Origin of the sequence: Streptomyces sp. CA-243310 (assembly GCF_050936775.1) — a bacterium.
Lineage (GTDB): Bacteria > Actinomycetota > Actinomycetes > Streptomycetales > Streptomycetaceae > Streptomyces.
The window spans coordinates 1-13500 of the sequence record NZ_JBNJMF010000006.1 but is presented as its reverse complement, the minus strand read 5'-3'; the positions used below and the strand labels follow the sequence as shown (position 1 = coordinate 13500).

General features: G+C 71.4%; 21 protein-coding genes. 4 read left to right on the top strand and 17 right to left on the bottom strand.

All coding sequences use genetic code 11. From position 1 onward, the window contains the following. Positions 1-22: 22 nt before the first annotated feature. The 17 genes from ACQEVM_RS38465 to ACQEVM_RS38385 all read right to left on the bottom strand — a co-directional run bounded on the left by ACQEVM_RS38465 (position 23) and on the right by ACQEVM_RS38385 (position 10506). Positions 23-571, bottom strand: a complete 549-nt coding sequence (locus tag ACQEVM_RS38465; protein ID WP_433087401.1) for a hypothetical protein — start codon at positions 569-571, stop codon at positions 23-25. 202 nt (positions 572-773) lie between these two features. Further along, a complete protein-coding gene (locus tag ACQEVM_RS38460; protein ID WP_433087399.1) occupies positions 774-1475 on the bottom strand; it encodes a hypothetical protein in 702 nt (233 codons plus the stop codon). 13 nt (positions 1476-1488) lie between these two features. Next, on the bottom strand, positions 1489-2088 hold the full coding sequence (locus ACQEVM_RS38455; protein WP_433087397.1) for a hypothetical protein: 600 nt from the start codon (positions 2086-2088) through the stop codon (positions 1489-1491). Between the two features lie 123 nt (positions 2089-2211). Further along, the gene (locus tag ACQEVM_RS38450) at positions 2212-3072 is read right to left on the bottom strand and encodes a hypothetical protein (RefSeq protein WP_433087395.1); all 861 of its coding nucleotides are present in this window, start codon (positions 3070-3072) and stop codon (positions 2212-2214) included. Between the two features lie 31 nt (positions 3073-3103). Further along, entirely contained in the window at positions 3104-3790 is a 687-nt protein-coding gene (locus ACQEVM_RS38445) for a hypothetical protein (RefSeq protein ID WP_433085209.1), read from the bottom strand. Beyond that, a complete protein-coding gene (locus ACQEVM_RS38440) occupies positions 3787-3972 on the bottom strand; it encodes a hypothetical protein (RefSeq protein ID WP_433085207.1) in 186 nt (61 codons plus the stop codon). The genes ACQEVM_RS38445 and ACQEVM_RS38440 overlap by 4 nt, the downstream gene beginning before the upstream one ends. After that, entirely contained in the window at positions 3969-4436 is a 468-nt protein-coding gene (locus tag ACQEVM_RS38435) for a hypothetical protein (RefSeq protein ID WP_433085205.1), read from the bottom strand. Before ACQEVM_RS38435 ends, ACQEVM_RS38440 begins: the two co-directional genes overlap by 4 nt. Before the next feature lie 89 nt (positions 4437-4525). Further along, the gene (locus ACQEVM_RS38430) at positions 4526-4975 is read right to left on the bottom strand and encodes a single-stranded DNA-binding protein (protein ID WP_433085203.1); all 450 of its coding nucleotides are present in this window, start codon (positions 4973-4975) and stop codon (positions 4526-4528) included. A gap of 2 nt (positions 4976-4977) precedes the next feature. Beyond that, positions 4978-5490 carry an HNH endonuclease signature motif containing protein gene (locus ACQEVM_RS38425; RefSeq protein WP_433085201.1) on the bottom strand — a complete coding sequence of 171 codons (513 nt, stop codon included), beginning with the start codon at positions 5488-5490 and terminating at the stop codon, positions 4978-4980. Between the two features lie 117 nt (positions 5491-5607). Next, positions 5608-6291, bottom strand: coding sequence for a zinc finger domain-containing protein (locus ACQEVM_RS38420; protein WP_433085199.1), 684 nt, complete (start codon positions 6289-6291; stop codon positions 5608-5610). Further along, positions 6288-7160, bottom strand: coding sequence for a hypothetical protein (locus tag ACQEVM_RS38415; protein ID WP_433085197.1), 873 nt, complete (start codon positions 7158-7160; stop codon positions 6288-6290). Before ACQEVM_RS38415 ends, ACQEVM_RS38420 begins: the two co-directional genes overlap by 4 nt. Positions 7161-7235: 75 nt before the next feature. Then, entirely contained in the window at positions 7236-7820 is a 585-nt protein-coding gene (locus tag ACQEVM_RS38410) for a hypothetical protein (RefSeq protein ID WP_433085195.1), read from the bottom strand. After that, positions 7817-8446 carry a hypothetical protein gene (locus ACQEVM_RS38405; protein ID WP_433085193.1) on the bottom strand — a complete coding sequence of 210 codons (630 nt, stop codon included), beginning with the start codon at positions 8444-8446 and terminating at the stop codon, positions 7817-7819. Before ACQEVM_RS38405 ends, ACQEVM_RS38410 begins: the two co-directional genes overlap by 4 nt. Beyond that, the gene (locus tag ACQEVM_RS38400; protein WP_433085191.1) at positions 8443-9501 is read right to left on the bottom strand and encodes an ERF family protein; all 1059 of its coding nucleotides are present in this window, start codon (positions 9499-9501) and stop codon (positions 8443-8445) included. Before ACQEVM_RS38400 ends, ACQEVM_RS38405 begins: the two co-directional genes overlap by 4 nt. Further along, positions 9498-9869: a hypothetical protein gene (locus ACQEVM_RS38395; RefSeq protein WP_433085190.1), complete on the bottom strand. Its 372-nt coding sequence runs from the start codon at positions 9867-9869 to the stop codon at positions 9498-9500. The genes ACQEVM_RS38400 and ACQEVM_RS38395 overlap by 4 nt, the downstream gene beginning before the upstream one ends. After that, positions 9866-10231 (bottom strand): hypothetical protein, encoded by a 366-nt coding sequence (locus ACQEVM_RS38390; protein ID WP_433085188.1) that lies wholly within the window; start codon positions 10229-10231, stop codon positions 9866-9868. Before ACQEVM_RS38390 ends, ACQEVM_RS38395 begins: the two co-directional genes overlap by 4 nt. A 68-nt stretch (positions 10232-10299) precedes the next feature. Further along, entirely contained in the window at positions 10300-10506 is a 207-nt protein-coding gene (locus ACQEVM_RS38385) for a hypothetical protein (protein ID WP_433085186.1), read from the bottom strand. Between the two features lie 461 nt (positions 10507-10967). On the opposite strand from ACQEVM_RS38385, the gene ACQEVM_RS38380 reads away from it, so the two are divergent. The 4 genes from ACQEVM_RS38380 to ACQEVM_RS38365 are packed head-to-tail and all read left to right on the top strand — an operon-like array spanning position 10968 to position 13456. After that, positions 10968-11399, top strand: a complete 432-nt coding sequence (locus tag ACQEVM_RS38380; protein WP_433085184.1) for a helix-turn-helix domain-containing protein — start codon at positions 10968-10970, stop codon at positions 11397-11399. Positions 11400-11421: 22 nt separating this feature from the next. Beyond that, on the top strand, positions 11422-11787 hold the full coding sequence (locus tag ACQEVM_RS38375) for a hypothetical protein (protein WP_433085182.1): 366 nt from the start codon (positions 11422-11424) through the stop codon (positions 11785-11787). Further along, a complete protein-coding gene (locus ACQEVM_RS38370; RefSeq protein WP_433087393.1) occupies positions 11784-12617 on the top strand; it encodes a recombinase family protein in 834 nt (277 codons plus the stop codon). The genes ACQEVM_RS38375 and ACQEVM_RS38370 overlap by 4 nt, the downstream gene beginning before the upstream one ends. Continuing rightward, positions 12614-13456 carry a zinc ribbon domain-containing protein gene (locus ACQEVM_RS38365; RefSeq protein ID WP_433087391.1) on the top strand — a complete coding sequence of 281 codons (843 nt, stop codon included), beginning with the start codon at positions 12614-12616 and terminating at the stop codon, positions 13454-13456. The genes ACQEVM_RS38370 and ACQEVM_RS38365 overlap by 4 nt, the downstream gene beginning before the upstream one ends. The last annotated feature ends 44 nt before the right edge of the window (positions 13457-13500 follow it).

Genomic DNA, 13500 nt, shown 5'->3' with positions numbered 1-13500 from the left:
GGTGTCTCCGTCCGCGGCGCGGTTAGAGCGTCCAGACCGCTTCCCATGGGTTGTCGCGGATGGTCTTGTGCACGTACGTCGGGTGGCTGTAGCCCAGCTCTCGCGCGATTCCGGCGGCCGACTGTCCGCCGATGTGGTGCTCGATGATCAGGGCGGGGAGGTGCGATTCGAGGGCCTTGGCGGCGCGGCGGATCAATCCGGCCGCGGGCAGGCTTGCATGCTCGGCGAACTCCGCGACGATCCGCTCGCGCGCGTCGTGGGAAGTGGCTTGGGCGTACCCCTCGGCAAGGTGCCCGATTTCGTGGCCCGCTTCATTCCCGGACCGGGCGGTGTCGGCGGTGGTGTCGAACTCGTCGAGCAGGGCGAGCATCTTCTCTCGGAGTACGGCCGCGGCCGGCGAATCGATCTTGGCGCGGGCGGCTCCGGCCCTCTTGGCAATCTGCCACCCGGAAGCGGCGGCGGCTCCCTCGACCGATGCCTGTTGGCCAGCGGGGGCCGTGGGGAACTTCGAGGAGTCGGCGCGCTGGTAGGACTGGGCCTCGGCCCGGTCGCGCTTCTGCTCGTCGCTCATGGCTGCTGCTCCTGGTGGTGGTCGGGGCCCGCCCCACGGGCGTGGGGCGGGCGGGTGGGCCTATGCGGGGCGCCAGGCGAACACGCACAGGGAGGATGCGCGCAAGGGCTCGGTGTTCCATCCTCGGCTGTTCAGGCGGTGGGCGAGGCAGTCGAGGGCGGCCCCGTGCAAGAGGGTGTCGCGGCGGATGGTCGCCCCGCCCTCAAGCCAGTAGACGGCCACTCGCCGGCTCCCGCGCGGTTCGATCATGTAGCCGCGTGCGGTCTGCTCCTCGGCGGTCGGTGCGCTCACGTCGTGGTGTTCCGTGAGGCGGGCAACGGCGAGCCCGGCCAAAGCTTCGCGGGCGGCAATGACGTCCGGGTGGGTGGCGTTGCTGGGCATGCTGCCCTCGCTGGTGCCCGCGTGCCCGACGATGACGCCCTCGACGACACGGCGGGCGGGTGGCGCGGGTGGGAGTCCCGTAGCGAGCTGCCTCGGCGGCCTTGCGGGCGTCCATTTCGGCGCGGAAGGCGGCACGGTCTACGGCGGCCTTGGCGACGTGGCGCTCGATCGTGGCGGGGTCGAATCGGACGCGGACACGGACCGGTGTGGTCGCCTCTTCTGCGGGCGCAGCGTCGGTGAACAGGGCGCCCTGTTCGGCCGGCTGCTCGACGTCGAACAGGGTGAGGGCGGTCGGCTGCTCGCCAATCCACTCGCCTCGCCACGTGCCCGCGTCGGCCTCGGCTTCGGTAACCAAGGCGGCGGCGTACAGGGCCTCGGCCTCCTCGACGGTCTCGACCTGGGCGTCGGTCTCCTCGGCGTGCTCGACGGCGTCGACGGCGCGGGTGGTGGCGTCGAACGCGGTGGCCTCCTGAACGGCGGCCGGGGTGGCAGTGAAGGTTCCGCGCTTGTCGAACGGGGTCAACAGGTGCTCGTCCTCAGCGAGGTTGACCAGAAAGCCCCATCGGGTGTTGCGGTCGACGGTGATGCCCGCGGCGTCGTACAGGGCGGTGACGCGCTCGACGTTCCACTCGCCCCCCTCGCGCAGTACGGCGGCGCGCAGGAAGGCGCGGGGGTCGACGGCCTCGACGATCTCGGGCGACCTCGACGGCCGCGGCGGCCAGGGGCGAGGCGGCGGCGAGCGAGCGTGCGTAGGCGCGGTGCTCGGCGGCCTTGCCGCACGGGGTGCACAGCGCGGTGCCCTTCTTGAGCAGGGCCGAACCGTCGTCGTACTCGGTGACCTCGCGTCCACACAGGGTGTCGTCGTTGTTCGAGTAGTGCACGCGGCGGCCGGTGCCAACCAAGCAGTAGCGGACGTGCGCCCGCTCGGCCAGGGTCGGGCCCTCGATGGCGCGGTCGGCGGCGACCTCCCCGGCGGCCACGCGGTCGGCCTGCTCTGCCTTGGCGCACGCCTTGCAGATGCGGGCGGCGATCGGGGTGTTCGGCTCGTGCATGAGCTCGCGACCGCAGTAGCTCGTGTGGGTACCGGGGCGGGCGTAGTGGCCGGTGTTGCCGTAGCCGTGGGCGTAGGTGTCCATGGGGGTTGCTCCCGTGGTTGTGGTGGTCCGGGGTGGAAGCCCGGGGTGTCGGGGTGGAAGCCCAACAGTCGCGACCCTAGCCCATGTTGATCCCACATCACAAGAGAATTGAACTCAGATCAATTATGGGTCTGTCGGGCCGTGTTCAGCGCGACGTACAGGTCGACCAGGTCCGCGCCTCGCCACGTGCGGCGGCCCCGTTCGAGGGGTGCAGGTGCGGGGCACGCCTCGCCGGTCGAGCAGGTCACGTACGGCTCGCCCCCGGCGCGTGTGTGCGCCGTGAGCTCGCCAGTGCATGACGGGCAGGGTTTCGGCGAGCGTGGTGGTCCGCCCGTCTCTGCCGAGTGCCCGCTCGACGGTCTGCCTGGCGTGGCGGGCGACGGCGGCGGCCTGGTCGAGCACGCGCACGGGCACGGTGCTGAACAGGTCTCCCTCGGCGACGTCCTCGGCGAGCAGACGGCCGGCTATCCAGAGCGCTGCCCAGTGCAGCCCGTACGCCCGGCTCCCGTGGGCGATGACGTCCGCGGGGCCGGCGTCCCGGTAGCTCGTGACGTGCCAACGGGCGGGGTCGGTGGCGTCGTCCTCGTCGCGGACGGTCCGGCCGTGCGCGTCGCGGGTGGTCTGTACCGGCCGCTGCGCGTACTCGGCAACCTGGTCGGCGAGCTCGAACAGGGCGACCTCGACGTCGAGGGCCGCGTCGAGGGCCACCAGGTTCACGGGTGCGGGGTGCTCGCGCAGAACCAGCGGCATGCGGCCGATCTGCTCGTCGGCCTCGTCCTCGGCGGCGGCCTGCTCGGCGAGGTGTCCGTCGATGTAGGCGCGGGAGTCGCGGGGCGGCCACTCGGCGGCGGGGGGCCGGCTGATTGCGGCGAGCAGGTCACCCCACTGCTCGCGGATGGCGGCGAGGTCGTCGGAGGCGCGCACCGCGGCCGGGGTCGGGCCGGGGGCGAGCTGGTCAAGGGTCGCGAATGCGGGGGTGATCACGGTGCGCTGCTCCTGGTGGTGGGTCGGCTGATCAGGGCCGGTCGCCGGCGGCGGCCTCGGCCTGCTGACGGCGGGCGCGGGTACGGGCGCTGCGCCATGCGGCGTGGTTGCGGTCCGCGGTGGCGCGATGCTGGCTGCTGCTGCGGGCGGCGGCCTGGGCGCGGCGCTCGATGGTGGCGAGGGCGATGGCGTGTTCGCGGTCGCGTTCGGCGAGGACGATGTCGGGGCGGTCGGCGAGCGCGGTGATTGCGGCGTGGGCGAGGGCGGCGGCTGGGGTGAGTCCGTCGTGTTCGGCGACGGCGACCAGGGCCTCGGCGAGGGAGTCGGCGTTGCGGACGCGGGCGAGGGTGAGGGCGGCGGCCTGGGCGCGGGCGAGGTGCCGGCGGGCGGCCTCGGCCTGGGCGCGGGCGAAGGCCTGCTCTCGGTCGGCCTGGGCCTGGGCGCGGTGCGCGTCGTCCTCAGCTTCGGTGATGGCGTCCTCGGCGGCGCGGGTGCGGTCGTGGGCGCGCTGTATGGCGGTCTGCTGGCCTGCGACGGTGCGCCTGAGTTCGTCGCCCTCGGTGGTCTCGGTGGTGACGTGGGCGCGCAACAGGGCGGCCTCGGCGGGGGTGAGGGGTGCGCCCCGCTGTATGCGGTTGAGTAGTACGAGCAGGGACTCGCGGCGGGTGTCGCGCTCGGCGGCGCGGCGGCGGCGCTCGGTCATGGTGCGGCGGGTCACTGGTCGGTCCCCTCGGCGTGGCGTGTGGTGGGTGGGGCGGGTGCGGTGGCCCCGGTGCGGGCGAGGCGGGCGAGGGCGCGGTCGGCGCGGGCCCGGTCGCGGCGGGTGGGGGTACGCCACAGGTGCGCGGGAATGCCGTTGGTGAGCGGGGCAAGGGCGGCGGCGAGGCGGTCGCAGTTCATCGCGGGGGCCGGTGGGCGAGGCGGGCGGCGCGCGCGGCGGCAAGGTCGAGGACGTCGTCGACGGCGGTCCGCGGCGGGCTGTCGAGGCGAACGGCATGGCTGCGCAGGATCGAGACCAGGTAGCGCCCGGTCGGTCCGGCGTCGGCAGGAACGCCCCGGTGGAGAACAGCGGCGAGCAGGTTGGCGAGCTCGCGGGTGTGGTGAGCAAGGCCGTTGGCGGCGAGGCGGGCGGCCTCGGCCGGGCGGTGGCGCTGGGCAAGCTGGGCGGTGAGGGCGGCGTACGTCTCTCCGGGGAGCGCGGCGAGGGGCTGCTCGGCGGCGAGCTCGTCGGCGAGGTGGCGCAGCATGGCGGCGGCCGTGGGGCGCGGCAGGTTCGAGCGGACATCGGCGGGCCCGTGGTTCGGCACGGTGACGATCAGGCGGTGAGTGTCGAGCGTGGCGACGGGGTCGGGTGTGCGGTTCACGGGGTGGTGCTCCTGGTTCGGGGTGGGGGTGCTGCTCCTGCGCGCGGGAGGGGCCGCGACCGGTCGCGCGGACCGGTCGCGGCGAGGGGTTAGAACGGGGGCTGTCCGCTGTTCTGCGGGGCCCACGGGTTGTGTGCGGGCTGCTGGTCGTATGCGGGTTGCGGAGCGTTGACGGTGGGGGCCTTGGCGACGTTGGCGGTGGCGCGAAGCAGGGATGGGCCGACTTCCTCGGCCTGGATCTCGTAGCTGCTGCGCTTGGTACCGTCGCCGGCTTCGTACTGGCGCTGGGTGAGGCTGCCCACGACGATCACGCGGGAGCCGCGGGTGATCGACTCGGCGACGTGTTCGGCCTGCTGGCGCCACACGGCGACGGAGAGGAACAGGGGCTCGCCGTCGGTCCACTGGTTCGCCTGCTTGTCGTACTTGCGCGGTGTCGAGGCGATGCGGAAGTTCGTGACGGCGGCGCCGGACGGGGTGAACCTGAGCTCGGGGTCGGCAACCACGTTGCCTATGACGGTGATGGTGGTTTCTCCGGACATGGTTAGGCGGCCCTTTCGAGGGTGGGGTCGGTGCGGGGGTGAAGGGGGGTAACGGCGGCGAGTTGGGCCTCGCGCTTGATGGCGCGGGTGTTGCGGGTGCGGGTGGCGTTGCAGGCGCGGCACTTTCGGGTGCCGTTCGGTGCTCGGTAGGTGTTGGCGGCGTCGTACGGGTGGCCGGCGGGGCATTGCGTGACGGCGGCGCGGTGGGCGACGTGGTTGGAGCTGCGCAGGATGTTGACGCGGTGGGTGACGGCATCGAGGTGGGAGACGCGGACGCACGCGCGTTGGCGGCATCGGTGGTCGAGTTCGAGGCCGGTGGGTATGGGGCCGCGGGCCTGCTCATAGGCGAATCGGTGGGCCTTGACGGATTGGCCTGCCCAAAAGGTGCCGTAGCCGGCGGCGTTGGTGCTGCCTTCCCACAGGTGACAGGGGCCGATGACTCCGCGGATGAGAGGCAGGGGGCCGGCCGGGTTGACCTTGGCGGCGAAGCGCTCGGCGGGGAGTTTCCTGGTCATCGGGGAGGTACCTCCTGCGGGATGTAGGTCGAACCAAATGTCATTCCATGGACGGATTGAGTCCGTCCATGAGTGGACGATAGCGAACGAGGTGGGGCGTTGGCTTCTCCGTTTTCCCTATGCGGCCGACTGGCTGCGCTGGTGGGAAACGGCGACGTCAAGTCGCGAGGGGTGGGGCGTCACGCGCTCGTGGCGCTTCTTCCCGCCCGACCGGCACGGGTGGCCGATGCGGGCTCGGCAGGTCTCGTACGGGCACGGGACGCTGAGCGGGTCCGGAAGGCCGGCGGTGGCGAGGCGTTCGCGTTCCGCGCGGCGGCGGCGCATCGGGGCGAGCTGGGCGGCGACGCTCGGCGGCATGTAGCTGCCCAGTGCGGCGAGGCGGTCGGCAACGTCCTTGTGCATGGGGCCGGTGAGTTCGCGGTGCGTTGTCGGGGCGGCTTGCCCGGTTTCGATGGCGCGGCGCGTGCCGGCGAGGGCGGCCCGGTAGGCCCGTCCGTCGTCGGGGTCGACGGCGGGGACCGGGTCGACGTGGCGGCGCAGTACATCGCGGCGGAATGCCTGCCAGGGGCTCCCGACGTCGCTCGGTTGGATGCGGTAGGGGCTGGTGGATATGTGGTGGTGAACGACGTGCGCGGCGTTCCAGTCGCGGCCGTCGGGGTGCGGGGCGGTCGCGGGAACGGCGGCGAGGAGTTCGGCCCACTGGTCGAGTCGCTCGTCGGCGGCGACCTGGTCCTCGGGGGCGAGGCGTGGGTCGAGGCTGACGGCGTAGGCGAGCAGGGCGGCGGTTTCGGTGCGGTTCATCGGTGGTGCTCCTGGGAGATTCCGGCGGCGGTGGCGAACATGGCGGCGGCGTTGGCGGCGCGGCCCCTGCGGGGCGATCGGTCGAGGGGGATCACGTCGGCCCCGGCCGCTGGCGGGGCGGTGCCAGGGGCGGCGGCCGGCGGAAGGTTGAGCCATGCCCGCAGGAAGTAGCGGGCGTGGGACACGTCCTTTTTGGCGGCGGCCTTGACGGCGACGGCGGCGAGCATGTCGACCCCAGAGCGCTTGATCAGGGCATCGATTTGGAACCACTCGGTGGGGGTGAGGTCCCATCGCGGGTAGACCGCTGCGGCGGTGATCTTGTCGACCAGGGGGCGGGCGAACTCCGGCGGTATCGCCGTGGGGGCTTCCTTCCTTCCTTCACTCACTCCACCTATGGATGAGTGATGGGGGTGGGTTTCCCGACCGCTACCGGTCGGGGATTCCGACCACAAACCGCCGTCGTCGAAACCGGGCTCCGGTCGGGAAACCGGACCGCTATCGGGTGCGGTTGTGGTCGGGTTTCCGGACCGCAACGGGCTACCGGTCGGGTTTCCCGACCGCTGGGTTTCCGGTCCGGTTTCCCGACCGCTACGGCGGACGTAGTGGACGGCGCCGGGGATCCGGTAGAGCGCGGCACGGCTCCCCTTGGCGGGCTCGGCGATCTCCAGCTCACCCGACGCAATGGCGCGCTGTAGAGCCTCGACGGCGGCGCCCTTGGTCGCGTTGATCCGACGGGTGATCTCGGCAGTGCCCATGCGGACGGTGGCCGTGTCGTCCGTCGTGGCGTCGGCAAGGGCGAGCAGGGCCAGGCGGGCATTTCCGCGCGTGCGGGAGTGACGCCACACCCAATCCTGAGCGTCGAGGGTCACGGGTGCTGCTCCTTTGGGAGTGGGGCGCCCGGGGCGAGGGGCTCGGGGCCGGCCTCGCCCCGGGGGGCGCGGGATTTAGCGGGTGCGGGTGCGGGAGGGCTGGTGCTCGTCGCAGCGCCACCCGCACGGGTACGGGCGAACCGTTTCCGCACCGCATCCGGGGTTGCCGTACTCGCACTGGCGCGGCTTCCGCACGCCGTTGTTGCAGGCGTCGCAGTACCGGCGGCCGTCGGCCCGGTGGCGGCCGTGCACGGCCTGGTCGTGGTCGCACGACGGTGCGCGGCGTCCCATGCCCGTGATGCTGGCGAGCGCGGCCCGGTCCCGCTGGCGGGTGGGCTGGTCGTCGACGTGGTCCGGCTCGCAGCACCCCGGGCGGTCACAGGACGGTCGTACCTGCCCGATGGGCATACGACCGGTCCGGACCGCGAACGCGGCCTGATGGGCGGTGTACGCCTGTCCCGCGTGCTGGAAACGCCCCACCCCGCGGGAGTTGACCCCGGCAACCCATATGCGGTGTCCGTTGTCGGCGGCGCGGGTGCGGGCGGCGAACGCGGTGGCCAAGGATGCGGGGGTGAGCTCGACGGCGAGCTGTCCGGGCACGGGGGACGTCGGCGGGGAGTTGAGCAGACGGGCAACCCGGTCAAGGGCTATGGCGGTCACGGGGTCGACTCCTCGGGTGCGGCGGTGAGGGCGGCCATGTAGCCCGTGAGCGCTCCGGAGCGCCACGCTTCGCCGACGGCGGCCTTGCCCGTCTTCCTCCACGTGAGGGAGTGTGTACGGGCCCGTACGGGCTTGATCAGGACTCCGGGCACGTCGTGAACCTCGCCCGTGTCCGGGTCGACGATCTGCGTGGCGCCGGCGGCGTCCATCTGTGCGACCAGCTCGGCGAGCTTCCACGGGCGCACCTCACGGACAAGTCGCGTGGTCGTCCACTCCTGGGCGGGGTAGGTCTGCCGGAGCCATCGGGCGAGCTGGTCCTCGTCGACGACGACCGGCCCGGTCGCCCCCGCCCGGAGAGAGATCGTTGCGACGGTCTCGCCGTTGGGCAGGGTGGCGACGACACGCTCGACTCCGTCGCGGCGGGCGGCGCCGTCGAGGGCCGTTTGCATCCGGCTGCGCACGTCCTTCTTGGCGGCGGCTACGCGTGCGGCGAGCAGGTCGAGGGCGGCCTCTTCGAGGGCGAGCTCGCGCAGCGTCGGCGCGGCCTGCTCGTCGGCGGCCGTGGTCGAGGCGGTCGCGGCGGCGGCATCGGCGCATGCTTGGTCGCGGTCGGTCGCGGTCGTCATGCGGTTGCTCCCCTCACGACGTCGAGCAGGTCGTCGCGCTGCTCTCGAAGCTGGGCGATCGTGGCGGCGGCCGGCGCGCACTGGTGACGGGTGCTGAACAACTGGTCGGCCTCGGCCCGGTCAACCCCTGCGGACTTGGCCGCGTCGTACATCTCGCCGAGTGCGACGGCGTGTTCGGGGTCCTCCCCGGTCATCTGCTGGGCCTGGGCGCGCTTCTCCGCGGCAACGGCGTCGAGGCTCGCGAGGTAGCCCTCGGGGGCCCCGGCCGTCACGGCGGCGGCGCGCACTGCGGCGAACGCATCCGGGTTGGGCGCGGCCTTGGCCTCGGCGAGGTAGTCGCGACGTGGTGCGGCCGGCGGGGCGGTCGGCTGTTCCGCGGCGCCCACGGGGGTCTGCTCGGCTCGGGGCTGCTGCGACTGACGCTGCCCGCGCTGCCCGCGGGTCTGGCGCTGCTGCTTCTGGGCGTACTCGGCGCGGTGCTCGGGCGTCGGCTGTACCGGGTGATCGCGGTCTCCGTCATCGATGGACCGACCGTCGACCGGCAGCATGAACAGGGTGAAAAGCAGGTATTTGAGCGCGGCCGACTGGGCCTTGTTCATCGACTTGTCCGCGAAGTCGCTGGCCTCTCCCGGAACTTCGGCGATCAGGCAGTCACCCGCGGGCCCGTAGACCCGGTAGCGCATGGTGATGACGGTCCGGGTCATCTTCCCTTCCCGCTCCTGGCGCTGCCCGGCGATGGTCGGCAGGACGAACACGCCGTGCGCCCGCATCGGGCCGGCCATCGCGCTCATGACGTCGTCGATGCCACGGAAGGCGTAGTTCTGCTGGGCGTTCTTCTGGTTCTTCCCCACGGGCATCGTGTCCCGCATCACCGAATTGATCGCGGCGAACACCCGCGGGGCGTCGGCCGGCGCACCCTCGGGGGCGGGCTCGTAGGTCGTGGGAGCGGGGGCCGGGAGCGCGACCGGACCGGTCACGGCCTCGATCAGGCGGGCGGCGAGCTCCGGCGAGACGCGGGGGTCGGTGAGCGGCGTGGGCAGAGTCGTCACGGTCACGGGCGCGGGTTCCTGTTCCGGGTGAGGCGGACATGAGCGGCGAACTTGGTGAGTCGGGTGGCGTAGGTGATCGCGTCGTCCGGGTCGAGGTAGGCGTCGACCTGCTCGGCCGCGGGCACCTCGTCGAGCAGGGCGTCGCGGCTTCCGTCGGCCTCGGCCGCGCGAATGCAGCGCTCGTACTCCGGCATGTCGGTGCTGTGCTGCGCGAAGTCGAGGCGCTCGACGTTGGCGGCGTGCGCGGCGAGCAGCCGGCCGACCTCGTCGGGGTGCTCGGCGTAGGCGACGGCGAGCTCGTCGACCAGGGGCGCGAGGCGGGCGGCGAGCGCCCACCGGATCCGGCCGTCCGGGGTGATCTGCGGGTGGATCATCGGCCGGCCCCGTCCGTGAGTTCACGGGGGCCGAACGGCGTCGCCAGGGGCACCAGACGGCCCGTGCGGACGTCGTAGCGGCGTTGGCACGTCCAGTCGGTGAGGGTGAACTGTTGGCGCAGCAGGGCGAGCGCGGCGCGGTGCGTCGCACGGTCCGCGGCGACGGGGCGGCCGTGCTCGTCGTCGAGGGTGACCAGCGTGGCCGTGCGAGGGCGGCCCGAAAAGTCGCTGTAGACGGGTGTGGTGCGCACGGTGGCGATGGCGGGGGACAGTGCAGCGAGGGCGCGGGCAAGGTGCACGGTGCGCACGGCGACGGTGGCGCGAGGGGCGCGGCGCGGCTGCGGGGTAGCGTTGGGGGACACGTCCAGTCCTTTCATGTGGTGGGCGTGTGGGCCGTCCCGGGTCAGCTCCGGGGCGGCCCGTCGTCGTCTTAGGCGGCGCGGCGCGCGGGTACGGCGCGGTGGGCGCGGTCGGTGGTGATGGCGGCGACCAGTTCGGCGAGCGAGGGACCGCCGGCGACGTGGCAGGCGCGGGCCGCGGCCTCGACGCTCATGCGGTCCATGGCCTCGCATCCCGTCCACCAGGTCCGGGCGGCGGCGCGTACGGCGTGCCGGCGGGTGAGATTGGGCGTGGTCACGCTGCATCCGCCATGGGCGTGATGAGTTGACGTGCTGTCACGCCGTAGTGCCGTTCAACTACCGCGGCCAGGGCGCCGGAAGGGACGTTGTGTCCGTTCCAGAGACGCCATGCGGTAGTTCGTGCAACCTTCATGCGCCTTGCGATGTCTGAGGGGGTGTGATCTCCCGCGGTGCGGGCCGCGGCGACGAGAACAGAGCGGTCATACACAGCGTCAACATCCTTCCGTGAGTGGATCGTTTCCGTCCACGAGTGGAACGTTAACACGATGATCTGACATCGGCGTGTCGGTTTTCGAGGTGTTCCGATTCGAACTAACCGCGTTGACAGTTGGCATATGCCCGGCAACAATCGGTCACCTGTTCGAGGTCAAGGGGGGCCGATTCGGATGATTCGGGCGGAGCGTGTCCTGATTCCAGCGTTCGTGTATGACGTACCGTCCACGCGCGGTATGTTCCACCCATGGAACGAAGCACAAGGGCCACACCTGCGCAGTTCGCCGAGTGGCTACGGCAGCAGCTCACCGCACGGGGATACGACCTCCGACCTCGCGGCGGCGGGCAGACCAAATTCGCCGACGACTCCGGCATCGGGCGCGCCACGATCAGCCGCATTCTCGGCGGCCACGGAGCCACGGACACCCGCGTTCTCGCCCTGCTCGCCGAAGCCCTTGGGTCACCGCTGAGCGAGGTACTCGTACGCGCCGGCATCCTCGACGCGACCGAGCTAGACGCCGTCCAGAACCCGGGCACAACCGGCCGCCGCATCACGCCTGAACAGGCAGCGGACGAGCTAGGCATCAGGGACGAGCAGGCCCGCAGGGTCTTCCTGTCCATGACTGCGACGTTGCAACGGGAGACACCCCGAAAGAACGGCGAGGGGAACCTCGCATAGAACCAACCTGCACGGAGGCAAAGTGTTCAGCCGGTACCTGCCCGCAACGTCCCTCGCGCTTTTCAGCGTCGGAATCGCCGCGGGCATCCTCGGCATGCTCCGCAACCACGACAACCTGATGCGTACCGCGATCTTCCTGGTCCTGCTCGCCATGCCTCTGATCGTCGTCCGCACCATCCGCCAGGCACACGAAGTCAGTGCCGAACAGCTCGCCGACGCCGAGAACACCGGTTACCGCCGAGCGCTCGATCACGTCGCTCGCGGTCTGCTCGACCAGGACACCGCGCCGTGCCCCAGCCCCGGGGTACGCAAAGGCGTCGAGCCGGCCGCGGGCAACGTGATCCGCATTCGCCCGCTCCCCGACGGAGAGGAACGGAAGGCATTGTGACCATCACGCAGACACCTGCCACGTTCCAGGGCTCGCGAGGCAATCGCGAGCCCTGGGTCGGTTACATCAGGGTCAGCACCTACTACGAAGACAAGATCAGCCCCGACATTCAGCGCGCGGCCATCAAGGCATGGGCCGACCGTACGAACCGGTATATCGCCGAGTGGGTCGAAGACCTCGACGTCAGCGGCCGGACGTTCAAGCGCAAAATCATGATCGGCATCAAGACCGTCGAGGAGAAGCGCGCGCGCGGCATCGCCGTATGGCGATACTCCCGATTCGGCCGCTCCCGTCACGGCAACGCGGTGAACCTCGCCAGGCTCGAACAGGTCGGGGGGCGACTGGAGTCCGCGACCGAGTCGGCTGACACAACCACCGCATTCGGACGCCTGCAAATGGGCATGGCGTTCAAGTTCGCCGAGTTCGAAAGCGACCGCATCGGCGAGCAGTGGGCCGAGACCCGCGAGCACCGCCGCGCCCACGGCCTACCGGCCACAGGCGGACGACGCTGGGGCTTCATCTGGCACAGGCGCCGCCTCGACGAGGAAGGGGTCATCCACCCGGAGACCTACGAGCCGGCCGAAGACCTGGGCCTGGTCGTTGGGGATCTCTACGAGCGAGCGGCCGACGGACAGAGCATGAACTCGCTCACCCAGTGGCTCGGGCGCAACGGCTACATCGGCACGAAGGGGAAGCCCTGGCACCAGACCGGACTCAGCAAGTACATGGACAGCGGCTTTCCTGCCGGGTGGCTCCGGTACCACCCGGACGACTGTGACTGTCCCCCGCCGATCCGGACGGCAACGCGCACCGGTCCGCCCTGTGCGTGAAGAAGGTGTTCATGCCCGGGGCGCAAACCCTGATCGTGAAAGAGGACGTGTGGGAGGAGTACCAGCGCAAGCGCAAGCTTGCCCAGGACCGGCCTGCCCGCAACCGCGCCGCGGTCTACCCGTCATCAGGGCTGGCCGTCTGCGGACGCTGCGGAGGCGCCACCACCGCAGGGAACAGCAGCACCAGGGGCGCCGGCGGAGTGCTCATCAGCAAGCCCGGATATCTGTTCCGGTGCAGCGCCCGGAAGGATAACGGCACCTGCGATGGCGTCTACATCCTCCGGTCGATCGTCGAGGCCGCGATCCTCGAACGACTTGGCGAGCTCGAAGTCGAGATCGAGACGGAGGCGGCCAAGATCGCCGAGGAAGCAGCCAAGCAACCGAAGAAGAGAGGCGAGGAGCCGGCCACCACCGCCGGACGTCTGGAGCAAGCACGCAAGCAGCACGGGGCACGTCTCGCCCAGATTCAGCAAGAGCTCGACACCCAGACGAGCTTGGTCTCGCGCGGCATCATCCCCGAGGACTCCTACGTACGCGAGCGCAACCGGCTCACGGCCGAACAAGAGTCGGTCGCGGCCGAGCTCGCCGAGCTCGACAACAACGCAGGGAAGCAAGAAGCGGACCGAGGCGAGTACCTGCCCGTAATCCGCGGACTCATCACCCGATGGGCCATCACGCCTGTGGCCACACGCCGGGCCCTGCTGCGCACGTTGCTGCGCGGAGTGTGGGCGTACCCGGAGGGAACCGGCCCGAAGGCTGACGCGAGCGGGGCGTACGCCGTCGCTGTCGCCATCTGGGAAGAGGCGCCGGCCCCGGTCGGGCGCCGCGCCGCGGCATAGCCGCAGGTCAAAGGACGAGCGTCCTTCTATCGCCTAGCTGAGCA